The 20,666-nt window shown below is 70.3% G+C and carries 20 protein-coding genes and 1 riboswitch; of the genes, 10 read left to right on the top strand and 10 right to left on the bottom strand.

The genetic code is table 11. The features are described from left to right. Window positions 1-22: 22 nt before the first annotated feature. Window positions 23-1,540, bottom strand: coding sequence for a M48 family metalloprotease (locus tag CAL24_RS04655; protein ID WP_028356609.1), 1,518 nt, complete (start codon window positions 1,538-1,540; stop codon window positions 23-25). A 65-nt stretch (window positions 1,541-1,605) separates the two neighbouring features. On the opposite strand from CAL24_RS04655, the gene galU reads away from it, so the two are divergent. Further along, the gene (gene galU / locus CAL24_RS04650) at window positions 1,606-2,445 is read left to right on the top strand and encodes a UTP--glucose-1-phosphate uridylyltransferase GalU (RefSeq protein WP_094805863.1); all 840 of its coding nucleotides are present in this window, start codon (window positions 1,606-1,608) and stop codon (window positions 2,443-2,445) included. A gap of 21 nt (window positions 2,446-2,466) precedes the next feature. On the opposite strand, the gene CAL24_RS04645 is transcribed toward galU, so the two are convergent. The 3 genes from CAL24_RS04645 to CAL24_RS04635 form a co-directional block, all read right to left on the bottom strand. Further along, on the bottom strand, window positions 2,467-3,348 hold the full coding sequence (locus tag CAL24_RS04645; protein ID WP_094805862.1) for a cytochrome c oxidase assembly protein: 882 nt from the start codon (window positions 3,346-3,348) through the stop codon (window positions 2,467-2,469). 92 nt (window positions 3,349-3,440) lie between these two features. After that, the gene (locus tag CAL24_RS04640; protein WP_028356612.1) at window positions 3,441-3,776 is read right to left on the bottom strand and encodes a hypothetical protein; all 336 of its coding nucleotides are present in this window, start codon (window positions 3,774-3,776) and stop codon (window positions 3,441-3,443) included. Window positions 3,777-4,155: 379 nt separating this feature from the next. Further along, a complete protein-coding gene (locus CAL24_RS04635) occupies window positions 4,156-5,148 on the bottom strand; it encodes a sodium:calcium antiporter (RefSeq protein WP_028356613.1) in 993 nt (330 codons plus the stop codon). 77 nt (window positions 5,149-5,225) lie between these two features. After that, window positions 5,226-5,366: riboswitch (yybP-ykoY riboswitch) on the bottom strand. Window positions 5,367-5,452: 86 nt separating this feature from the next. On the opposite strand from CAL24_RS04635, the gene CAL24_RS04630 reads away from it, so the two are divergent. Continuing rightward, on the top strand, window positions 5,453-6,796 hold the full coding sequence (locus CAL24_RS04630; RefSeq protein WP_094805861.1) for an aminopeptidase P N-terminal domain-containing protein: 1,344 nt from the start codon (window positions 5,453-5,455) through the stop codon (window positions 6,794-6,796). 23 nt (window positions 6,797-6,819) lie between these two features. Here the strand turns inward: CAL24_RS04630 and CAL24_RS04625 are convergent, their stop codons facing one another. After that, window positions 6,820-7,275, bottom strand: coding sequence for an NINE protein (locus CAL24_RS04625; RefSeq protein ID WP_094805860.1), 456 nt, complete (start codon window positions 7,273-7,275; stop codon window positions 6,820-6,822). Window positions 7,276-7,356: 81 nt separating this feature from the next. Here CAL24_RS04625 and CAL24_RS04620 point away from each other — a divergent pair, with 81 nt between their 5' ends. The 6 genes from CAL24_RS04620 to ruvA all read left to right on the top strand — a co-directional run bounded on the left by CAL24_RS04620 (window position 7,357) and on the right by ruvA (window position 12,753). Continuing rightward, the gene (locus CAL24_RS04620; RefSeq protein ID WP_094805859.1) at window positions 7,357-8,532 is read left to right on the top strand and encodes a UbiH/UbiF/VisC/COQ6 family ubiquinone biosynthesis hydroxylase; all 1,176 of its coding nucleotides are present in this window, start codon (window positions 7,357-7,359) and stop codon (window positions 8,530-8,532) included. Between the two features lie 65 nt (window positions 8,533-8,597). Continuing rightward, complete coding sequence (gene dusB, locus CAL24_RS04615) at window positions 8,598-9,623, top strand: tRNA dihydrouridine synthase DusB (protein WP_028356617.1); 1,026 nt, start codon at window positions 8,598-8,600, stop codon at window positions 9,621-9,623. Between the two features lie 39 nt (window positions 9,624-9,662). Further along, window positions 9,663-9,902, top strand: coding sequence for a helix-turn-helix domain-containing protein (locus CAL24_RS04610; RefSeq protein WP_028356618.1), 240 nt, complete (start codon window positions 9,663-9,665; stop codon window positions 9,900-9,902). Window positions 9,903-9,951: 49 nt separating this feature from the next. After that, on the top strand, window positions 9,952-11,541 hold the full coding sequence (gene purH, locus CAL24_RS04605) for a bifunctional phosphoribosylaminoimidazolecarboxamide formyltransferase/IMP cyclohydrolase (RefSeq protein WP_094805858.1): 1,590 nt from the start codon (window positions 9,952-9,954) through the stop codon (window positions 11,539-11,541). Further along, window positions 11,541-12,089, top strand: a complete 549-nt coding sequence (gene ruvC / locus CAL24_RS04600; protein WP_028356620.1) for a crossover junction endodeoxyribonuclease RuvC — start codon at window positions 11,541-11,543, stop codon at window positions 12,087-12,089. Before purH ends, ruvC begins: the two co-directional genes overlap by 1 nt. A 91-nt stretch (window positions 12,090-12,180) precedes the next feature. Continuing rightward, window positions 12,181-12,753, top strand: a complete 573-nt coding sequence (ruvA, locus tag CAL24_RS04595; RefSeq protein WP_028356621.1) for a Holliday junction branch migration protein RuvA — start codon at window positions 12,181-12,183, stop codon at window positions 12,751-12,753. Between the two features lie 20 nt (window positions 12,754-12,773). On the opposite strand, the gene CAL24_RS04590 is transcribed toward ruvA, so the two are convergent. The 3 genes from CAL24_RS04590 to CAL24_RS04580 form a co-directional block, all read right to left on the bottom strand. Continuing rightward, window positions 12,774-13,733, bottom strand: coding sequence for a tripartite tricarboxylate transporter substrate binding protein (locus CAL24_RS04590; protein WP_094805857.1), 960 nt, complete (start codon window positions 13,731-13,733; stop codon window positions 12,774-12,776). 88 nt (window positions 13,734-13,821) lie between these two features. Beyond that, window positions 13,822-14,853 (bottom strand): NAD-dependent epimerase/dehydratase family protein, encoded by a 1,032-nt coding sequence (locus tag CAL24_RS04585; protein WP_094805856.1) that lies wholly within the window; start codon window positions 14,851-14,853, stop codon window positions 13,822-13,824. Window positions 14,854-14,857: 4 nt separating this feature from the next. Beyond that, window positions 14,858-16,333, bottom strand: coding sequence for an aldehyde dehydrogenase (locus CAL24_RS04580; RefSeq protein WP_028356624.1), 1,476 nt, complete (start codon window positions 16,331-16,333; stop codon window positions 14,858-14,860). A gap of 97 nt (window positions 16,334-16,430) precedes the next feature. On the opposite strand from CAL24_RS04580, the gene CAL24_RS04575 reads away from it, so the two are divergent. Further along, entirely contained in the window at window positions 16,431-17,393 is a 963-nt protein-coding gene (locus CAL24_RS04575; protein WP_081760512.1) for a LysR family transcriptional regulator, read from the top strand. A gap of 11 nt (window positions 17,394-17,404) precedes the next feature. Here the strand turns inward: CAL24_RS04575 and CAL24_RS04570 are convergent, their stop codons facing one another. Together CAL24_RS04570 and CAL24_RS04565 are read right to left on the bottom strand one after the other, a co-directional pair. After that, complete coding sequence (locus tag CAL24_RS04570; protein ID WP_094805855.1) at window positions 17,405-18,328, bottom strand: complex I NDUFA9 subunit family protein; 924 nt, start codon at window positions 18,326-18,328, stop codon at window positions 17,405-17,407. A 77-nt stretch (window positions 18,329-18,405) separates the two neighbouring features. Next, window positions 18,406-19,371, bottom strand: a complete 966-nt coding sequence (locus CAL24_RS04565; RefSeq protein ID WP_038854099.1) for a threo-3-hydroxy-L-aspartate ammonia-lyase — start codon at window positions 19,369-19,371, stop codon at window positions 18,406-18,408. A gap of 157 nt (window positions 19,372-19,528) precedes the next feature. On the opposite strand from CAL24_RS04565, the gene ruvB reads away from it, so the two are divergent. Then, window positions 19,529-20,590, top strand: a complete 1,062-nt coding sequence (ruvB, locus tag CAL24_RS04560) for a Holliday junction branch migration DNA helicase RuvB (RefSeq protein ID WP_028356627.1) — start codon at window positions 19,529-19,531, stop codon at window positions 20,588-20,590. Window positions 20,591-20,666: the final 76 nt, after the last annotated feature.

The following is a 20,666-nucleotide window of genomic DNA, read 5'->3' as shown; positions in this document are numbered from 1 at the left end:
GCGGGGCCGGGCCGCCGCGGGTTCAGCCCGACTTGAAGCGCTCCAGCAGGTCGCGCTCGGCCGCCAGCTTGTCCTTGACCTCCTTGATTTGCACGTCGATCTGCGATTGCTCGTAGAAATCGCTAGACATGCCGCGCGCCTGCTGCAACTGCGACTCGGCGGCCGCATAGGCGCCCGTCAGCACGTAGTAGCGGGCCATGTCGCGGCGCGCCTGCACCGGCTGGCCGTTGCGCTCTTCGCTCTGCGCCAGCATCTGGTAGAGGCCGGGCTCGTCCTCGCCCCACTGTTTGATGCGGTCGCGCAGATACGCCTGGGCCTCGGCATGCCGGCCAGCTCCCTGCAGGGCTTGCGCGTAGGCGATGCCGAGCGCGCGCTGCTGCGGCCAGCGCTTGATCGCGGCGGCGGCCAGCTGCAGCGCCCCGGCGGCGTCCTTGCGCGCGGCAGCCAGGTCCACGGCCAGCCGGGCCAATTGCGGCGAGCTGCGCCCGCCCGCGCTGGCCTGGTCGAGGAACGACTGCGCTTCATCGAGGCTATTGCGCTGGAACGCCTGCAGGGCCAGCCCATAGTAGGCGGCCGACTGCCGCACGCCGCTCAGCGAACGCGCCTCGTCCTGCAGCTGCTGGCCGGCCGTGCGCAGGCTGACCGCGTCGCGCCCCTGCACCACCCGCATCTTGGCGCGCACGTACCAGAAGTCGTCGCTGTCGACATGGCGGGCCGCGGACATGCTGCGGGTGCGGTTCTGGATGTCGGACATCCGTTCGATGGACAGGGGGTGGGTGCTGGCCCAGGCGCCGCCGCCCATGCCTTCGTTCAGGCGCGCGGCGCCCATCAGGCGGGAGAACATGCGCACCATGCCTTCGGGGTCGTAGCCTGCCTTGGTCAGCATCTGGAAACCGGCGCGGTCGGCCTCGCGCTCGGCGTCGCGGGAAAAACCCAGCTGCCGGTTGATGGCGGCGGCCTGGCCGAAGGCCGCCACCCCCATGGCCAGGTTGCCGCCGCCGCCGGCCAGGGCGGCCAGCAGCGCCGCGGCCATGCTGGCCATCATGACGACGCCGGTCTGGCTTTGCTGGGTCATGCCGCGCGCGATGTGGCGCTGCACGACGTGGCCGATTTCGTGGGCCAGCACGGCCGCCAGCTCGGACTCGCTGCCGGACGAGACGATCAGGCCGCTGTTGACGCCGATGAACCCGCCGGGCATGGCGAACGCGTTGATTTCGGGGTCGCGCACGCCGAACATCTCGACATCGGGCACGCCGCCGGGCGCATAGGCGGCCAGCTTGCGCCCCATGGTGGTCAAATACTGGCTCAGTTCCGGATCGTTGATGTAGGTGGGATCGCGCCGCCCCTGGGCCATGATGGCCTCGCCCAACTGGCGTTCCAGCGCTGGCGAGAGATCGGCCGACGAGGCCGCGCCCATCGAGGGCAGCCCGGAGGGCTGGGCCAGGGCCGGCGCGGCGGGCAGGGCCAGCGCCAGGCACAAGGCGCCGGCCAGGCCGCGTTTCGCGAGAAAATACCTGGATGTCGTATGCCTGCGGTTCATGGCAATATGATAGCGACCGCAAGCAAAAAGTTTGCTCGTTTTACCCAATTTCCACCGAGGTTCTCATGCGCCCAGTCCGCAAAGCCGTTTTTCCTGTCGCAGGAATGGGCACCCGTTTTCTGCCGGCCACCAAGGCCATGCCCAAGGAAATGCTGCCCGTGGTCGACAAGCCGCTGATCCAGTACGCCGTCGAAGAGGCGGTGGCGGCCGGCATCACCGACCTGATTTTCGTCACCGGCCGCAACAAGCGCGCCATCGAAGACCACTTCGATTCCGCCCCCGAACTGGAGGCGGACCTGGAAAGCAAGGGCAAGCACGAGTTGCTGGCCATGGTGCGGGACATCCTGCCCGCCCACGTCAACTGTCTTTATATTCGCCAGGCCGCGCCGCTGGGCCTGGGCCACGCCGTCCTGACCGCCGCCCCGGCGGTCGGCGACGAACCCTTCGCCGTGCTGCTGGCCGACGACCTGATCGACGCCGACGCGCCGGTGCTCAAGCAACTGGTGGAGGCCGCCTACGCCCAGGATGCCAGCGTGCTGGGCGTGCAGGACGTGCCGCGCGAAGACACGCGCAAGTACGGGATCGTGGCGGCCCAGCCCATCAACGAGCGCACCGCCCGCATCACCCATATCGTCGAAAAGCCCTCGCCCGAAGAGGCGCCGTCCACCCTGGCGGTGGTGGGCCGCTATGTGCTGGAACCGGCCATCTTCGACCACCTGCGCGGCACGCGCATCGGGGCCGGCAATGAAATCCAGCTGACCGACGGCATCGCCGCCCTGATGCGGGACCGGCCGGTGTTCGCGCACCGCTACGAAGGCCAGCGCTATGACTGCGGCAGCAAGGCGGGGATGTTCCAGGCCACGGTGGCGCTGGGCCGCAAGTACCACGGCCTGGTGGCCGAATAAGGCCGCCCGCCGGGGCGCGGGTCAGGAGCTGGCCACCGCCCCGGCGACGCGGCTTTTCTCGCGCTCGCGCGCCCGGGCGCGCGCCTCGCGGTCTTCGGGCCGCAGGCGGCCCTTGCCCGACAGGCGCATCAGCGTGCCCAGCGCCACCAGCAGGCCGAAGACCTCGACCATGGCGGCAGGGATCCACATGGTCAGGCCGCCGATGGTCTGGTCGGTCTGGGCCGACATGGCGATGGCGCGGCCGCACAGCTCGAACAGCGGATAGATATCGGATTCGGTGAAGGCGATGACCGCGCCGGCGACCATCTGCGGCGCCATCGTCAGGATGGGCGACAGCACCCTGCCGCCCGGGCTCATGGCGGCCGGCGGGCTGGGCCGGCGGTCGAGAATGAGGTTCCAGTACATGAAGCCGCTGATCACCACCGACCAGTTCATCAGCCGGTACAGCCGCCAGTCGAGCATGGAATAGAACTGCACCGACGGGATCAGCCAGACCAGCACCAGGAACACGAACAGCGCCGGCACGAAAACCTTGTTGGTCAGCACGGCCACCACTGCCCGGCCGGCGGACGTGCGGAGGAAATCGCGCAGCCGCACCCGCCAGCGCATGGGCAGGCCGGCGCGCATCACCGAGCCCGGAAACGCCGCCATGACCAGCAGTGGCCCCAGGTGGTGCAGGACCAGGTGCTGGATGCGGTGGATGAAGAACATGCGCTCGGCGTAGTAGTCGACCCGCGTATGCAGCGACAGGTACAAGAGCACCATGCCGGCCCAGAACAGGAACTGGCGCGCGCCATTGACCCGGTGCACGCGCTGGCCGCGCACGAACAGCACGATGGCCGCCACGAAGGCGGCCACCAGGGTGGGGGAGAACTCCCACGGAACCAGCCAGCCGAGATCCATGCCGAAACCCAGAAAAACTTAATCAATACACGGACATGGCGCATGCCATGGCCGATACGGCATTGTAGATGACTGGCGCGCCCGGCGCGCCATCAGGCGGCGGCGCGGGCGGCGGCGCCGAAGTGCACGTGGCGCACGGCGGGGTTGGCGCGCAGGCGGCGGGCCTGGGACATGAGCTCGGGCCGCAGCTCGGGCGGACAATTGACCGTGATGCAGGCCGAGGCGAAATCGGCGTCGCGGCTGGAGTCGATCTGGAATTGCGCCACATCGAGGCCGGCGGCGCCGAAATCGAGGCAGATCTGCTTGCGCACCGCGCCGAGCGCATCGCGCGGGCAGACGATGGTCAGGCGCGAAGTGCCATGGCGGCGATTGGGCGCGACGGGGCGGTCCACGCCGGCACGGCGCATGAACAGGTCGAAGAAACGCATGGCAACCTCCCAATGAAACGGGGAGCGCTCGTACGAATACGCGCGAGCCCACGCAGCGGCACGAACGGGCGCGACAAGCGCGCGAGCACGCACGGCTGCGACGGCACAGCTACGGTTCAGGCGGTTTTTTGCGGGAACTGGCGGCAGAGGACCTGCCACCGGATACCGCACCCTGCACTGGCAGGATGCGGCAGAAGGAGATTCTGCGGAGATCCTGTCAGGCAGCGACGTCGATGCAAGATCGACTACTGTCGCCGGAATCGGTATTCACAGAACAACTCCGAATGATGTAAACATGATGATTTTACGTGGATTTTCGGCCTCGGGCAAGGGTTTTCCCCATTCTTGCGCGCATTTGCGCAACATGGCGCCCGCCGCGTCAGCGCACGAAATGCCAGCCCAGGTACAGCGCGAACAGGCCGTAGAACCCGCCCACGGTGGACAGCACGGGCACGCTCATGCCGGCGCGCCGGAAGCGCAGCCACAGCAGCGCGATCGACAGCAGGGTGAACAGGCCGGCCGCCAGCAACGGGCCGTCGAGCAGCCAGGGAGTCAGGAAGATGCCCAGGGCGCTGGGTATGGTGGCCTGGATCATCATGGCGCCGGAAATGTTCGCCAGCGCCAGGCGCTCCTTGCCTTGCCGCACCCAGATCAGCGCATTCATGATTTCCGGCAGCTCGGTGGCGACCGGCGCCAGCAACAGCGCGGCCACGTGCGGCGAGGCCCCGAAGGCGATGCCCAGCAGTTCTATCTGGCGCACGAACACGTGCGAGGCGGCGGCGATCACCACCAGCGCCAGCGCCGTCTGGATACAGGCCCAGGCCATGGTCGGATCGGGATCGCGCGGGCGCAGCTTGAGCGGTTCGAGGTCGTCGCAGTCCAGGCAGGCTTCGTCATTGGCCAGCTCGCGCCGCACATACAGCGCATAGACGCCCAGGAACACGAATCCCAGCCAGGGCTTCCAGGCAAAGGCCACCAGCCCCAGGACGACCTTGACCACGAATACGCCCATGAACCAGGCCTGGTCGCGCGCCAGGCGCTGCTGGTCGGCATTGATGCGCGCCGCGCTGCGCCCGCCGCGCCACAGGGCCAGCCCCACCACGGCATAGGCCAGAGTCGCCAGCACCAGCGGGCCGCCCATGGCGGCGCCCACCCCGATGTCTTTCTGCTCGGGCGTCGTGCCGAACACCACCGCCATGAACGTGACCGCGCTTTCGGGCAGGGCCGTGCCGAAGGCCGCCAGGACGGTGCCGGTGGCGGTGGCGCCCAGCTGGAAGCGGTGGCCGACCCACTCGATGCCGTTGACGAAATACTCGCAGGCGAAGTAGATGACCAGCGCCGACAGGAAGAACAGGAACAGGGTGAGAAACATGGGACGCAGCCGGACGAGCAGACACCAATGGCACGACGACGCGGCTCGCCCGGCAGGGGTGAACGCATCGTGGCCAAAGGTCTCGCCTGGCTGGACCGTACGGTGGGCGCGGCCCACTGCACGGAAACCGTCAGCGCCATGGGGTACGAAACCGCCAAGTCTGTTGACGCTGACTCCTTTGGGGATTCAAAGGATGGCTACTCCCCAATGACAGTGGCGCGGATTGTAGCAGGCGGCCGACCATCCCGCAAGCGCCCGGGCGCGGTAAAGTAGGCGCTGTTGCCCGCCTCGACCGCCCCCCGCCATGAGCCTGCCGCCCGTCGATATCGCCCCCTACGCCGACCGCCGCCGGCGCCTGTCCGAGCAGTTGCGCGCGGCCGGCGGCGGCATCGCCATCCTGGCGACCGCGCCGCACGCCGTGCGCAATCGCGATACCGAATACCCCTATCGCCATGACAGCGATTTTTTCTACCTGACCGGCTTTACCGAGCCCGAGGCGTGGCTGGTGCTGGTGGCGGGGGCATCCGATCGCGCCATTCTGTTCTGCCGCGCCAAGCACCCCGAGCAGGAAATCTGGGAAGGCTATCGCTGCGGCCCCGAGGCGGCGCTGGAGCGTTATGGCTTCGACGAAGCGCATGCCATCGACGAGCTGGACGACATGCTGCCCGCCCTGCTGCTGGACCAGCCGGCGCTATACCGTTCGTTCGCGGCGGGCGGGCATGTCGAACGCAGGCTGCGCCGCTGGCAGGCCGAGGCCGAGCAACAGGGACGCGGCCGGCGTCGGCCGCCGGCGCGCGTCCAGGACCTGCGTCCGCTGCTGGCGGACATGCGGCTGGTGAAGGATGCCGGCGAAATCGCCGCCATGCGCCAGGCCGCCCGCATTTCGGCGGGCGCCCATGCGCGCGCCATGCGGGCGGCGCGTCCCGGCATGCACGAATACGAGCTGGAAGCCGAGTTGCTGTATGAATTCCGCCGCCATGGCGCGCAGGCGCCCGCCTACCCCAGCATCGTGGCCACCGGCGCCAATGCCTGCGTGCTGCACTACGCGGCGGGCGACGCGGTGCTGCGCGACGGCGAGCTGGTGCTGATCGACGCCGGCTGCGAGTACGACAGCTATGCCGCCGACATTACCCGCACCTTCCCCGCCAACGGCCGTTTCAATGGGCCGCAGCGCGCGCTGTACGACCTGGTGGCGGCGGCCCAGGAGGCCGCGGTACAGGCCACGGCGCCGGGCCGCAGCTGGAACGACGCGCACGAGGCCGCGATCCGCGTGCTGGCGCAGGGCATGCTGGACGAGGGCCTGCTGCAGGGCAGCCTGGATGGCGTGCTCGAATCCGGCGCGTACACGCGCTTCTACATGCACCACACCGGCCATTGGCTGGGCCTGGATGTGCACGACGTGGGCGACTACCGCGGCGGCGAATCCGCGCCCGGCGCGGAACGGCCGTGGCGCGCGCTGGCGCCCGGCATGGTGCTGACCATCGAACCCGGCATCTATGTGCGCGAGGCCGACGACGTGCCGCGCCGGTTCTGGGACATCGGCATCCGCATCGAGGACGATGCGCTGGTCACGGCCGAGGGCTGCGAACTGATGACGCGCGGCGTGCCGGTGCAGGCGCGCGAAATCGAGGCCCTGATGCGGGAATGAGCCGCGGCGGAAGCGCCGCGCCGCTAGAACACGTAGCCGTCCAGCCAGCCCAGGGCCGTCCAGGTGTACACCACCACCATGGCGATGGCGAACATGCCGGCGATCGCGCCGACCAGGGTGCCGAGGATGGCCACCAGCACCGGCCCCCAGCCGGTGTGCGTCACCCGGCCGCGGCCCGGGTTGTAGAGCCGGTCGAATTTTTCGTCCGGCATCAGGCTGAACACCACGCCCTCGATGAAGCCGTCGATCATCGGGATGAACACCAGGAAGAACGCCGGGTTGTCGTACCAGACCGGGAACTGCGTGGCCGCCGCCAGGCAGGCGACGGCGGCCAGGGTGACCAGCCAGGCATGGCAGCGGCCCAGATACCACCAATGCGCGCCGAGCCAGCCGAACAGGCAGGCCAGCAGGCCCAGCGCCACCTTGCTGCGCGGACGGGACGGAGAGGAAGCCGAGGCGGCGGACGGAGCTGACGACATATCGGGAACGGCAATGATTTCGTGGCGGAACGCCAGCGGGCGTCGGACGCCTGCGATTGTAGTGGACGGTAGAATTCTGTCATGACCCAGCCTGCCTACGACATCGCCATTCTGGGCGCCGGCCCGGTCGGCCGCGTGCTGGCGCTGCTGCTGGCGCGCCACGCGCGCCGGCCGCAGCGCATCGCCCTGCTGGCCGGCGCGCCGCCCGCCCGCGCCGACGGCGCGGCGGCGGCCGGCGTGCCGGCCGCGGATCCGCGCGTGCTGGCGCTGAACCATGGCAGCCGCGTGCTGCTCGAATCGCTGCAAACCTGGCCGCACCGCGCCGCCGACATCCGCAATGTGCACGTCTCGCAGCGCGGCCGGCTGGGCAGCACGGTGATCCGCTGCGACGACTTCCAGGTCGCGCGCCTGGGCAGCGTCGTCTCGTACGCCGAGCTGCACGCCGCCCTCGAAGCCCGTGTGGCCGCCAGCGGGGTGACGGTGCTGCAGGGCCCGCCGGCGCAAGTGCACGGCCAGGACGGCGCCGGCATCACCGTGCGGCAGGGCGACGCCGAGCTGCGTTGCGGCGTGGCGGTGCTGTCTGACGGCAGCGGCGCCAATGACGTGCGCCGCGAATATGGCCAGCACGCGGTCATCACCAGCGCCCATGCCGCGCTGCCCCGCCCGGGCTGGGCCTGGGAACGCTTCACCGCCGAGGGGCCGCTGGCGCTGCTGCCGCATCCGCAGCAGCCGCAGGCGTATTCGGTAGTGTGGTGCTGCGCGCCCGAGCGCGCCGCCCGGCTGGCGCAACTGGACAATGCCGCCTTCTCCGCCGCCCTGAGCGCGGCGTTCGGCACGCGGCTGGGACGCTTGTCGAGCCAGGCGCCGCGCCACGTCTTCCCGCTGGCCCTCAGCGCGCGGCGCATGCTGGCCCAGGGCCGCCTGGCGGCGATCGGCAATGCCGCGCAGACCTTGCACCCGGTGGCCGGCCAGGGTCTGAACCTGGGGCTGCGCGATGCCGCCCGAGTGGCGCAAGGCCTGGCCGACTGGCTGTCCGACCCGGCCGCCGACCCGGCGCCCGCGCTGGCCGGATTCGCCCGCGCGCGCCGTGCCGACCGCTGGATCACCGCCGGCCTGACCGACCTGATGCCGCGCGCCTTCGCCACCGGCCTGGCGCCGGTCGAGCATGCCTGCGGCCTGGCGCTGCTGGCCCTGGACCTGGCCGCGCCGCTGCGCGCGCCGCTCGCGCGCCACCTGCTGCAGGGGCTGCGCGCCTAGTCCGGCACCCGGCGCCCCGGCCCCGCAATCAATAGGGGCCACATGAAGGCGGGTAAAATCCGCCCATGCGCATCGGCCCCTGGACCCTTCCCAACAACGTGCTGGTCGCCCCCATGGCGGGGGTGACCGACCGTCCGTTCCGCCAATTGTGCAAGCGGCTGGGCGCGGGCTATGCGGTGTCCGAGATGGCGGCCAGCAACCCGCGCCTGTGGGACAGCGTCAAGACGGCGCGCCGCTTGAACCACGACGGCGAGATCGCCCCGGTGGCGGTGCAGATCGCCGGCGCGGATCCGGCCATGATGGCCGAGGCGGCCGCCTTCAACGCCGCGCGCGGCGCGCGCATCATCGACATCAACATGGGCTGCCCGGTCAAGAAGGTCTGCAACCTGGCATCCGGTTCGGCGCTGCTGCGCGACGAGGACCTGGTCGCCCGCATCCTCGACGCGGTGGTGGCCGCCTGCGCGCCGCTGGGCGTGCCGGTCACCCTCAAGACCCGCACCGGCTGGGACCGCGAGCACCGCAACGCCCTGCGCGTGGCCAGACGGGCCCAGGACGCCGGCATCGCCGCCCTGGCCCTGCACGGCCGCACCCGCGCCGACCTGTACACCGGCCAGGCCGAGTACGACACCATCCGCGCCGTCAAGGCGGAGCTGTCCATCCCCGTCATCGCCAACGGCGACATCGACACGCCCGCCAAGGCCCGGCACGTCCTCGATTACACTGGCGCCGATGCCGTGATGATCGGCCGGGCGGCCCAGGGCCGCCCCTGGATCTTCCGCGAAATCGACCACTACCTGCGCACGGGCGAGACGCTGGCGCCCCCTTCCTACGAAGAAATGCGCGACCTGCTGCTCGAGCACCTCGACGATCACTACCGCTTCTACGGCGAGCACACCGGCGTGCGCTCGGCGCGCAAGCACATCGGGTGGTACGTGGAGGGCCTGCCGGGCGCGGACCCGTTCCGCGACCGCATGAACCGCATCGACAATACCCGCGACCAGTGGCAGACCGTGGCCGACTGGTTCGACGACCTGGCGCGCGGCGGCCCGGCATCCCCGGCCCCCCGCGCGCAGCCCCTGTTGGCGGCGTGATCCGCCGCCGTCCACCACTAACTATAAATATCTGTACACATGAGCAAGAAAGATGTCCTGGAAGACTGCGTGCGCGCCAGCCTGGAGCGCTATTTCGAAGACTTGGGCGACTCCGAGCCCCACGACATGTGGGAAATGGTGATGCGCTGCGTCGAACGCCCGGTGCTCGAGGTGGCCCTCGAGCGGGCCGGCGGAAACCAGTCCCGGGCGTCCGAAATGCTGGGCATCACCCGCAACACGCTGCGCAAGAAGCTCCAGGCGCACAACATCCAGCCCTGAGCGCGCGCGGCGCGTCCCGACCGCTTTCCTTCATCTCCGCTGTCCAACCATGAAAATCGAAACTGCCCTGCTCTCGGTGTCCGACAAGACCGGCATCGTCGAATTCGCCCGCGCCCTGGCCGCGCGCGGCGTGCGCCTGCTGTCCACCGGCGGCACCGCGCGCCTGCTGTCCGAGGCCGGCCTGGCCGTGACCGAGGTCGCGGCCCATACCGGCTCGCCGGAGATCCTCGACGGCCGCGTCAAGACGCTGCATCCCAAGATCCACGGCGGCCTGCTGGCGCGCCGCGACAGCGCCGAGCACCTGGACACCATCAAGCAGCATGGCATCGACCGCATCGACATGCTGGTGGTGAACCTGTATCCGTTCCGTGAAACGATCGCCCGGCCCGGCTGCAGCTTCGCCGACGCGGTGGAGAACATCGACATCGGCGGCCCCGCCATGCTGCGCGCCGCCGCGAAGAACCACGGCACCGAGGCGGGCGGCGTGACGGTCGTGATCGACCCGGCCGACTACTCCCGCGTGCTGGCCGAACTGGACCAGGACGGCTCCACCTCGTATGCGCTGCGGCTGGAGCTGGCCGCCAAGACCTACGCCCACACCGCCGCCTACGACGGCGCGATCGCCGGCTACCTGACCAGCCTGGCCGAGCCGGCCCCGGCGCAGGACGCCGCGCCCGCCCGCCACGACTGGCCCGGCACGCTGACGCTGCAGGTGCACCAGGCGCAGGCCCTGCGCTACGGCGAGAACCCGCACCAGAAAGCCGCCTTCTATGTAGACAGCCACCGGCCCGCCGGCCTGCTGGGCAATTACCGCCAGCTGCAGGGCAAGGAACTGTCGTACAACAACATCGCCGACGCCGACGCCGCCTGGGAATGCGCGCGCAGCTTCGACACTCCCGCCTGCGTCATCGTCAAGCACGCCAACCCCTGCGGCGTGGCGGTCGCGCAGACCACGCTCGAGGCCTACCGGCAGGCTTTCAAGACCGACCCGACCTCGGCCTTCGGCGGCATCATCGCCTTCAACCGGCCGGTGGACGCGGCCACCGCCGAAGCGGTCAGCGGCCAGTTCCTGGAAGTGCTGCTGGCGCCGGCCTACGACGGCGCCGCGCTGGCCATCCTGGCGGCCAAGAAGAACGTGCGCGTGCTGGAAGTGCCCGCCGGCGCCGGCCACAACGACTTCGACATCAAGCGCGTGGGCGGCGGCTGGCTGGTGCAGACGCCGGACGCCTACAACGTGCCGCGCGACGCGCTCAAGGTCGTGACCAAGCGGCAGCCCACCGAACAGGAAATGAACGACCTGGCGTTCGCCTGGAAGGTCGCCAAGTACGTCAAGTCCAACGCCATCGTGTTCGCCGGCGGCGGCATGACGCTGGGCGTGGGCGCGGGCCAGATGAGCCGCGTCGACTCGGCCCGCATTGCATCCATCAAGGCCGAGAATGCCGGCCTGTCGCTGCAGGGTTCGGCGGTCGCCTCGGATGCGTTCTTCCCGTTCCGCGACGGGCTGGATGTCGTGGTGGCGGCCGGCGCCACCTGCGTGATCCAGCCGGGCGGCAGCGTGCGCGACGACGAAGTCATCGCGGCCGCCGACGAGCACGGCATCGCCATGGTGCTGACCGGCACCCGCCACTTCCGCCACTGATGCGCGTCCTCGGCATCGACCCCGGCCTGCGCCGCACCGGCTTCGGTGTGATCGATGCCGAAGGCATGCGCCTGCGCTACGTCGCCAGCGGCACCATCGTGGTGCCGCCGGCGCTGGCGCTGCCGGAGCGCCTGAAGGTCATCCTGGACAATCTCCGCCAGGTCGCGCGCGATACCCGCCCCGATGTGGCCGCGCTGGAGATCGTCTTCCTCAACACCAACCCCGCCTCCACCCTGCTGCTCGGGCAGGCGCGCGGCGCCGCCCTGTGCGCGCTGGCCGACAGCCAGCTGGCCGTGCATGAATACACCGCGCTGCAGATCAAGAAAGCCGTCGTGGGCACCGGCCGCGCGGCCAAGGAGCAAGTGCAGATGATGGTACAGCGCCTGCTGTCGCTGGATGGCACCCCGGCGCCCGACTCGGCCGACGCGCTGGCCTGCGCCATCTGCCATGCCCACGTGGGGCCGCTGCAGGCGCGGCTCGGCAACCTGACCGCCGCGCTGCCCGCCGGCGCGGGCGCCCGGCTGCGCGGCGGCCGGCTGGTGGGCTAGGGCCCGTTCCCTCTGAAAGAAGCGCCGCACCGTATAGAATGCGGGCAGGCGCGCGCGGCGCGCCATTCCCTTTCTGCCTGGCACCCGCACCATGATCGGACGCATCACCGGAACCCTGATCGAGAAACTGCCGCCCACCATCTGCGTGGACGTCAACGGCCTGGGCTATGACATCGAGGTGCCCATGAGCACCCTCTACGCCCTGCCCGAAACCGGCGCGAAAGTCACGCTGCACACGCACCTGGCGGTGCGCGAGGACGCGCACATCCTGTATGGCTTCGCCACCGCCGCCGAGCGCGGGGCATTCCGCGAACTGATCAAGGTCAGCGGCATCGGCGCGCGCACCGCGCTGGCGGTGCTGTCGGGGCTGTCGGTGGGCGACCTGGCGCAAGCCATCACGCTGCAAGAGTCGGGCCGCCTGACCCGCGTGCCGGGCATCGGCAAGAAAACCGCCGAACGGCTGCTGCTGGAAATGCGCGGCAAGCTGGGCGCGGACATCGGCGCCAGCGCCCATGCCGTGCCCGACAGCCAGGCCGACATCCTCAACGCCCTGCTGGCGCTGGGCTATTCCGAAAAAGAATCGCAAGCCGCCCTCAAGACCCTGCCCGAGGGCACCGGCGTATCGGACGGCATCCGCCTGGCGCTGAAGGCGCTGGTGCGCTAGCCGCGCGGCCGGCGCCGGCCTTATTCCACCCAGGGCGTCCTGGCCCAGATGGCGCGCAGGCGCGCGTCGTCCTGCTGCAGCCGCGCCCGCCAGGCGGGACCAGGCAGGTAATCCATTTCGGTGAATTGCTGCGCCATCTGCCGGCGGAACGCCGGATCGGCGGCCACCCGCTCGAGCGCGCCGGCGAGCTTCTGTTCGATGTCCGGCGGCAAGCCCCTGGGCGCGACAATGCCGCGCTCGGACGCGAACACCAGGTCCACGCCCTGCTCCTTGAAGGTCGGCACGTCGGGCGCCAGCGGCGAGCGCTGCGCGCTGGCCTGGGCCAGGATGCGCATGTTCTGGCCGTGATACGGCATGGCCTCGCCCAGGTTGATCCCGCCTATCACGGTGTGCCCGCCCAGCACCGCGGTGCGCAGCGGGCCGGCGCCGTTATACGGCACGTGGTTCAGCGTCGTGCCGGTCAGCCCCTGGAACAGCACCATGGCAAGATGGTCGTCGGTGCCGACGCCGGTCGAGCCGTAGCTGATCAGGCCGGGCTTTTCCCGGGCCGCCGCGACCAATTCGCCGAGTGTCCGGTAAGGACTGTCCATGGCCACGCTGAAGGCGCTGGGATCGCGCACCAGGTTCGCCAGATAGGTGAAATCGTCCGCCGCGAAACCGGGCTGGCGCTCGATCGGCAGCGACACCAGGCCGGGCATGTTGGTCATGGCCAGCGTGTAGCCGTCCGGCTTGGCGCGCGCCACATACGACAGCGCGATCGCGCTGGACGCGCCGGGCTTGTTGACCACCACCACGCTGCCGCCCAGTTCCTTTTCCAGGAACACCGCCAACGCGCGGGCGGTGAGGTCGGTGCCGCCGCCGGGCGCGAAGCCGACGATCAGCTCGACGGGCCGGTCGGGCCAGGCCCAGGCCGGCGCGGCCGCGCCCAGGCTTGCCAGGCCGACCGCCAGGCCCGCGAACAGATTGCGCAACTTGAACATATGTGTCTCCACCTTATTGGATTGACAGAAAAACCCTCATCCCGCGCGGCGCCGCACAGCGCGCCGCACGGATATTGCGGCGCGCGCTTCAGCCGCGCGCGCCGGCCTCTTGCGCCTCGCGCCAGGCCAGCAGGCGCGCCACGCCTTCGCGCATCGCGACGCGCGGCTGCCAGCCGATCAACTGCCCCGCCAGGTCGTGGGGGATATGGAAAGCGCCGCCTGAAGTCAGCCGCACCGTGCCGGGCGGGTCCGGCCGCACCTCGGGCTCGAGATCGCTGCCGCAGTAGTCCAGCACCAGCCGCACCAGTTCGCCGGTGGTGATGGGCGCGGGGCCCGACACATTCACCGCGATGTCGGTCGCCGCGCTCTCGAACGCCGCCACGTTGGCGCGCGCCACGTCGGACACATGCACGAAGTGCTTGGTGTCGGTGCCGTCGCCCGGCAGCACGGGGCGCTCGCCCTTGCGCACGCGGTCATAGGTGTCCATGATGTACAGCGAATTCGCCGCGCGGTAATGCTGGCGCTCGCCATACACCGTGGAATAGCGCAGCACCACATAGTCCAGGCCGAATTTCTGGAAGTACTGGCGGCACAGCTGCTCGCCCATGATCTTCGAGGCGCCGTACAGAATGGCCGCCGGCGGCGCGCCGGTCGAATGGAACGGGCCGTTCTCGACCAGCGCCCCGGCGATGCCCGCGCCGTAGCCGTACACCGCGTTGGACGAGGCGAACACCAGTTTGCGCACCCGGTTGGCGCGGCAGGCTTCCAGCATGTTCTGCGCGCCGCGGACATTGACGTCCACCGCTTGCCAGGGCGTCTGGGCGAAGCCCAGCGTCATGTAGGCGGCCAGGTGCAATACTCCGTCCACGCCCTCGGTGGCCGCCAGCAGGTCGGGCAGGCGCATCAGGTCGCCGCGTACCACCTTCACGCGCGCGTCGTCCTGCAAGTGGGCGATGGCCTCCGGCGTGCCGAAGGCGAAGTTGTCCAGCAGCACCACTTCGCGCACGCCGGCCTCGAGCAGGGCTTCGGCGGTGTGCGAGCCCACCAGGCTGGCGGCGCCGGCGATCAGGATGCGCGCGCCCGCCAGGGGCAGCGCCGCGTTGCTTGCTTCTTGCGTCATGACTTCAAAGTCCCATAGGTTGTTGATGCAGGCCCCAGTACACGCTCTTGACCTGGCTGTACAGGCGCAGGCCATGCAGGCCCTTCTCGCGGCCCAGGCCGCTGTCCTTGAACCCGCCGAACGGCGTGGCGATGTGCGACTGCTTGTAGGTATTGATCCAGACCGAGCCGGCCTCGATCTCCCGCGCGACCCGCCAGGCGCGCGCGTAGTCCGCGGTCCACATGCCGGCCGCCAGGCCGAAGGCGGTGTCGTTGGCCTGCGCGACCACGTCGTCCTCGTCGTCGAACGGCAGGGCGACCAGCACGGGCCCGAAAATCTCTTCCTGGCAGGCGCGCGCGCGGTTGTCCAGGCCGTCGATGATGGTGGGCAGGTAGAACCAGCCGCGCGCCAGGGCCGGGTCCGCGGGCATGGCGCCGCCGACCAGCACTTTGCCGCCTTCGCCGCGCGCGATGTCGACATAGCCGGCCACCTTGTCCCGGTGGGCGCGCGACACCAGCGGCCCCATCTGCGTCGCCGGGTCGTGCGGCAGGCCGACGCGCAATTCGCGCGTGCGCGCCACCAGCGCGTCCATGACGCGCGCATAGACCGACTTCTGCACGAATAGCCGCGAGCCCGCCACGCAGCTCTGCCCGGCGGATCCGAAGATGCCCGACATGACGCCCGCCACGGCGCGGTCCAGGTCGGCGTCCTCGAACACGATGTGCGGCGACTTGCCGCCCAGCTCCAGCCCCGCCGGGATCAGGCGCCGGCCGGCGACGGCGCCGATGGCGCGGCCGGTCTCGGTGCCGCCGGTGAACGACACCATGCGCACGCCGGGATGGCCGACCAGGGCGGCGCCCACGTCCTCGCCATGTCCGGGCAGGACGATCAGCAGGCCTTCCGGCAGGCCGGCTTCAGTGCAAATGCGCGCCAGCTCCAGGGCCAGCTGCGGGGTTTCCTCCGAAGGCTTGAGCAGCACCGCGTTGCCGGCCGCCAGGGCCGGCGCGGCTTTCTGCGCCTCGTTCATGATCGGCGAGTTCCATGGCGTAATGGCGGCGATCACGCCGAACGGTTCGGCCAGCGCCATCGAGAAGTACTCGCCGCGCGGCGAGGTCAGCTCGTTCTGCCAGGTTTCGCATACCGCAGCGTAATAGCGGAAGTGCCCGGCCGCGCTGTCGACCATGTGCAGGCATTCTTTCCAGGGCTTGCCGCTGTCGCGCATCTGCAGCCGCGCCAGCGGCTCGCGTTCGGCCAGCAGGCGGCGGCCGATTTCATACAGGGTGGCGGCGCGCTGGTCGGGCCGCAGCTTGCGCCACGGCTGCCGGCGGAACGCGTCCCAGGCCAGCGATACCGCCTGGTCGACATCGGCGGGCGTGGCGCGCACCACGGTGCCGGCGACGCTGCCGTCGGCCGGGTCAATGGAGGTGATGACGGGATCGCCCGCGCCGCCGGTACGCCATTGGGCGCCCAGGCGGAACGGGGTGGGATGAGGGGCTTCCATGACTGCTGCTGCTCCGGAAATTCGTCGAGCCCGCATCTTCAGCCAGGACATTATTACGATCAAATCGATATTTATTAGCTATTATTAGCTTATGGCTATGAATATCAAGTACCGGCCCATCAAGGCCTTCCTGCTGGCCGTGGAAACCGGGTCCTTTACGCACGCCGCCGACCGCCTGGGCGTCACGCAGCCGTCCTTCACCGCGCTGATCCGCGACCTGGAGGAAGTGCTGGGGCTGCGGCTGTTCGAGCGCACCACGCGCAGCATCAGCCTGACATCGGCGGGCCAGGAATTGCACGCGCGCGCGCAACGCCCCATCGCCGACCTGGAAGAGGCCTATCGCAGCCTGGCCGACCTGGCGGCGGTGCGGCGCGGCACCATCGTGCTGGGCGCCCTGCCCTCCACCGCGCTGACCCTGGCGCCGCCGGCGGTGGGGCGGCTGCGCCAGCTGCACCCGGCGCTGACGGTGCGCGTGGTGGAAGCGCACAACGACGAATTGCTGGCCATGTTGCGCACCAACCAGATCGAGTTCGCCCTGGCGGCGCAGACCGAGCCGGCCCCGGACCTGCGCTTCCATCCGCTGGTGGCGGATTGCTTCTGCGCGGTCTATCCGGCGGGCCATGCGCTGGCCGGCCTACCGGCGGTGCGCTGGCGCGATGTCCTGCGCTACGACCTGATCCTGCTGTCGCAGGGATCGAACGCGCGGCAGCAGTTCGACCGCGCCCTGCGCGAAGATGCCGGCGCGGGCGCGGCGGCGCCGGTCTACGACGTCACCAACATGGGCACCGCGGCCGGCATGGTGCGCCAGGGCCTGGGCGTCAGCGTGCTACCGCGGCTGGCGTTGCCGGAGCTGAACCTGGCCGGGCTGCAATGCGCGGCCCTGTGCGATGCCTCGGCGCACCGCGACATCGGCCTGCTGCATCGGCGCGATCGCAGCCTGTCGCCGGCCGCGCAGGCCCTGGCGGCGCAACTGGAGGTGGTGGTGCGCGAAGTACAGGCCCGCCTGGTGCCGCTGGGAACGGGCGGCACGGCCGCGGGCGGGCCGGAGGATGGCCGATAGCCTGGCCGGACTCAGGCCGGCGCGGGCTTCAGATAGCCCGGCACGATCGCCTCCATGGCCACGGGGGTGAGCCCCAATTCAGGCGCCAGCGGCCCGGCGCACACGTTGTCGACGGTCAGTGACGCCAGGTTGTCGCGTGAAATCAGCGGCGTGCCCGGCAGGCACTCGAAGAACAGCGCCTGCAGCCTGGCCACCCCCGTGGGCAGGGCGCACACCGGCCGGGGATGGCCGCTCCAGGCGGCGCACAGGCGCACGATGTCGGCCAGCGTATGCACCTGCGGGCCGCACAGGCCATAGGCTTTGCCGGCGGTATGGGGATTGGTCAGCGCCGTCTCCAGCGCCGCGGCCACGTCGCCCACGTAGACCGGCTGCATGCGCGCGCCCGCGCCCGCCAGCGGCACGACGGGCAGCCAGCGCGCCAGCCGCGCGAACAGCGTGGTGAGGTGGTCGTCCGGCCCGAACACGACCGAAGGGCGGAAGACGGTGCAAGCGCCCTCGGGCCAGTCGGCGAAGGCCGCCCGCACGGCGGCTTCGCCGTCGCCCTTGGAACGCAGGTACATGCTGGGCCCCTGCGGATCGGCGCCCAGGGCGCTGATGTGCAGCATGCGGCGCACGCCGTTGCGGCGGCACGCCTGCGCGATGCGCTGCGGCAATTGCACATGGACGCGGGCGAAGCCCGCCCCGTACGGGCGGCCGCTGCCGCCATGCAGGATGCCGGCCAGGTTGATGACCGCGTCGCATTCGCGCAGCAGGCGGTCGAGCTCGGCGTCGTCGTGTACGTCGGCCTCGGCCAGCGTGACCGTGGGCAGCGGCAGCAGGTCGCGCCCGCGGCCGTAATTGCGCGTGGGCACGATGAGGAAATGGCCGCGCGCCGCCAGCCGCGCCGCCGCATGCCGGCCGATGAAGCCGGTACCGCCGATGAGCAGGATACGCATTGCCGCTGCCCCTCTTCTGCCAAGCCAGTAGGGTCATTCTGCCCTGCGCGGCGGCCAGCCGCAAGCCGGCGCGGAGCTCAGGCGGCCAGCAAGCGCGCGTACGCCGCCAGGTCGACGTTGCCGCCGCTGATGATGACCCCGACCCGCTTGCCCGGCATGGCCACCACGTGCTGCAGCACAGCCGCGGTGGACAGGCAGCCGGTGGGCTCGACCACGATCTTCATGCGTTCGGCGAAGAACTTCATGGTGTCGACCAGCTGCGCGTCGGTAACCGTGACGATGTCGCTCACCAGGCGCTGGATCACGGGAAACGTCAGCTCGCCCAGGTGCGTCGTGACGGCGCCGTCGGCCAGCGACTTGGGCGTGGCGATGCGCACGATCTCGCCCTTGCGCAGCGACTGCTGGCCGTCGTTGCCGGCCTCGGGTTCGACGCCATAGACCTGGCAGCCCGGACTCAGCGCCTCGGCCGCCAGCGCCGAGCCGGCCAGCAGGCCGCCTCCGCCCAGGCAGACGAACAGCGCATCCAGCGGGCCGACCTCCTCGAACAGTTCCTTGGCGGCCGTGCCCTGGCCGGCGATCACGTCGCGATGGTCGTACGGCGGGATCAGGGTGGCGCCGGTCTCGGCCTGGATGCGCCGCGCCACGGCTTCGCGGTCGTCGGTATAGCGGTCGTAGGTGACCACCTGCCCGCCGTAGCCTTCCGTGGCGGCGCGCTTGGCCGCCGGGGCGTCGTGCGGCATGATGATGGTGGCCCGCACGCCCAGCAGGCGGGCGGCCAGCGCGATGGCCTGGGCATGATTGCCCGACGAGAACGTCACCACTCCCGCGGCGCGCTGCCCCGGCGTCAGCCGCGCAATGGCGTTGTAGCCCCCGCGGAACTTGAAGGCGCCCATGCGCTGGAAGTTCTCGCACTTGAAGAATACCCGGGCGCCCGTGCGGGCGTCGGCGGTGGACGAAGTGAGCACCGGCGTGCGGTGCGCCACGCCGGCCAGCACTTCGCTGGCGCGGACGACATCTTCATAGGTGGGCAGTGCGGCAGACATGGATATCCTTGGAAGCGGTATGGCGAACCGGTGCATGATATCGCCACTTGCCGCGCGCCGGGCCCGCCGCACTCCCCGCCGGACCGCCGCGTGGTGTACCCTGCGTGGTGTACGATCCAACCGCGCCGGCCTTCCGCGGCCTGCCCCGCTCTGAATCATGGCCATCCAGTCCGACTCGCTTTCCTCCCTGCCCGACGCCCCCCGGCTGGTGACGCCGCAACCGGTGTCGCCCAACGAAGAATCCATCGAACGCGCCCTGCGCCCCAAGGCGCTGCAGGAATACGTCGGCCAGCAGCGCGCCCGCGAACAGCTCGAGATCTTCATCGCCGCCGCCCGCAAGCGCGGCGAAGCGCTCGACCACGTGCTGCTGTTCGGCCCGCCGGGGCTGGGCAAGACCACGCTGGCTCACATCATCGCCCACGAAATGGGCGTGCAGTTGCGCCAGACGTCCGGCCCGGTGCTGGAACGCCCGGGCGACCTGGCGGCGCTGCTGACCAATCTCGAGAAAAACGACGTCCTGTTCATCGACGAGATCCACCGCCTGTCGCCGGTGGTCGAGGAAATCCTCTACCCCGCGCTGGAAGATTTCCAGATCGACATCCTGATCGGCGAAGGCCCGGCGGCGCGCAGTGTCAAGCTGGATCTGCAGCCGTTCACCCTGGTGGGCGCCACCACGCGCGCCGGCATGCTGACCAACCCGCTGCGCGACCGCTTCGGCATCGTGTCGCGGCTGGAGTTCTACAACGCCGACGACCTGGCGCGCATCGTCACGCGCAGCGCCGGGCTGCTCAATGCCGCCATCACGCCGGACGGCGCCGCCGAAGTGGCGCGCCGCGCGCGCGGCACCCCGCGCATCGCCAACCGCCTGCTGCGGCGGGTGCGCGACTACGCCGAAGTGAAATCGCAGGGCACCATCGACGCCGATTCGGCCGGCCGGGCGCTGGCCATGCTGGAAGTCGACCCGCAGGGGCTCGACCTGATGGACCGCAAGCTGCTGGAAGCCATCATCCACAAGTTCGACGGCGGCCCCGTGGGGGTGGACAGCCTGGCGGCGGCCATCGGCGAAGAACGCGACACCATCGAAGACGTCATCGAGCCCTACCTGATCCAGCACGGCTACCTGCAGCGCACGCCGCGCGGCCGCATGGCCACCCAGACCACCTGGCGCCACCTGGGCCTGGCGCCGCCATCGGGCAGCGGCGACCTGTTCGGCAAATGATGGAAGCGGCGCCCCGGCAGAATGGGCGCCGGGCACTCCGGATAGCACGGGTGTCAGACACCGCAGGTGTCTGACA

This window comes from Bordetella genomosp. 2 (assembly GCF_002261345.1).
In the GTDB taxonomy this organism is placed as follows: Bacteria; Pseudomonadota; Gammaproteobacteria; order Burkholderiales; family Burkholderiaceae_B; genus Bordetella_A.
Note: the sequence above shows the minus strand (reverse complement) of the source record. Positions and strands in the feature narration are given on the sequence as shown.

Bases quoted from the DNA above. Each gene is read 5' to 3' on its own strand.
- CAL24_RS04620 (WP_094805859.1), top strand. From the start codon at position 7,357: ATGACCCAGCCTGCCTACGACATCGCCATTCTGGGCGCCGGCCCGGTC.
- ruvB (WP_028356627.1), top strand. From the start codon at position 19,529: ATGGCCATCCAGTCCGACTCGCTTTCCTCCCTGCCCGACGCCCCCCGG.
- CAL24_RS04575 (WP_081760512.1), top strand. From the start codon at position 16,431: ATGAATATCAAGTACCGGCCCATCAAGGCCTTCCTGCTGGCCGTGGAA.
- CAL24_RS04655 (WP_028356609.1), bottom strand. From the start codon at position 1,540: ATGAACCGCAGGCATACGACATCCAGGTATTTTCTCGCGAAACGCGGC.
- ruvA (WP_028356621.1), top strand. From the start codon at position 12,181: ATGATCGGACGCATCACCGGAACCCTGATCGAGAAACTGCCGCCCACC.
- dusB (WP_028356617.1), top strand. From the start codon at position 8,598: ATGCGCATCGGCCCCTGGACCCTTCCCAACAACGTGCTGGTCGCCCCC.
- CAL24_RS04640 (WP_028356612.1), bottom strand. From the start codon at position 3,776: ATGCGTTTCTTCGACCTGTTCATGCGCCGTGCCGGCGTGGACCGCCCC.
- ruvC (WP_028356620.1), top strand. From the start codon at position 11,541: ATGCGCGTCCTCGGCATCGACCCCGGCCTGCGCCGCACCGGCTTCGGT.
- CAL24_RS04610 (WP_028356618.1), top strand. From the start codon at position 9,663: ATGAGCAAGAAAGATGTCCTGGAAGACTGCGTGCGCGCCAGCCTGGAG.
- CAL24_RS04645 (WP_094805862.1), bottom strand. From the start codon at position 3,348: ATGGATCTCGGCTGGCTGGTTCCGTGGGAGTTCTCCCCCACCCTGGTG.
- CAL24_RS04570 (WP_094805855.1), bottom strand. From the start codon at position 18,328: ATGCGTATCCTGCTCATCGGCGGTACCGGCTTCATCGGCCGGCATGCG.
- CAL24_RS04590 (WP_094805857.1), bottom strand. From the start codon at position 13,733: ATGTTCAAGTTGCGCAATCTGTTCGCGGGCCTGGCGGTCGGCCTGGCA.
- CAL24_RS04635 (WP_028356613.1), bottom strand. From the start codon at position 5,148: ATGTTTCTCACCCTGTTCCTGTTCTTCCTGTCGGCGCTGGTCATCTAC.
- CAL24_RS04565 (WP_038854099.1), bottom strand. From the start codon at position 19,371: ATGTCTGCCGCACTGCCCACCTATGAAGATGTCGTCCGCGCCAGCGAA.
- CAL24_RS04625 (WP_094805860.1), bottom strand. From the start codon at position 7,275: ATGTCGTCAGCTCCGTCCGCCGCCTCGGCTTCCTCTCCGTCCCGTCCG.
- CAL24_RS04580 (WP_028356624.1), bottom strand. From the start codon at position 16,333: ATGGAAGCCCCTCATCCCACCCCGTTCCGCCTGGGCGCCCAATGGCGT.
- purH (WP_094805858.1), top strand. From the start codon at position 9,952: ATGAAAATCGAAACTGCCCTGCTCTCGGTGTCCGACAAGACCGGCATC.
- CAL24_RS04630 (WP_094805861.1), top strand. From the start codon at position 5,453: ATGAGCCTGCCGCCCGTCGATATCGCCCCCTACGCCGACCGCCGCCGG.
- CAL24_RS04585 (WP_094805856.1), bottom strand. From the start codon at position 14,853: ATGACGCAAGAAGCAAGCAACGCGGCGCTGCCCCTGGCGGGCGCGCGC.
- galU (WP_094805863.1), top strand. From the start codon at position 1,606: ATGCGCCCAGTCCGCAAAGCCGTTTTTCCTGTCGCAGGAATGGGCACC.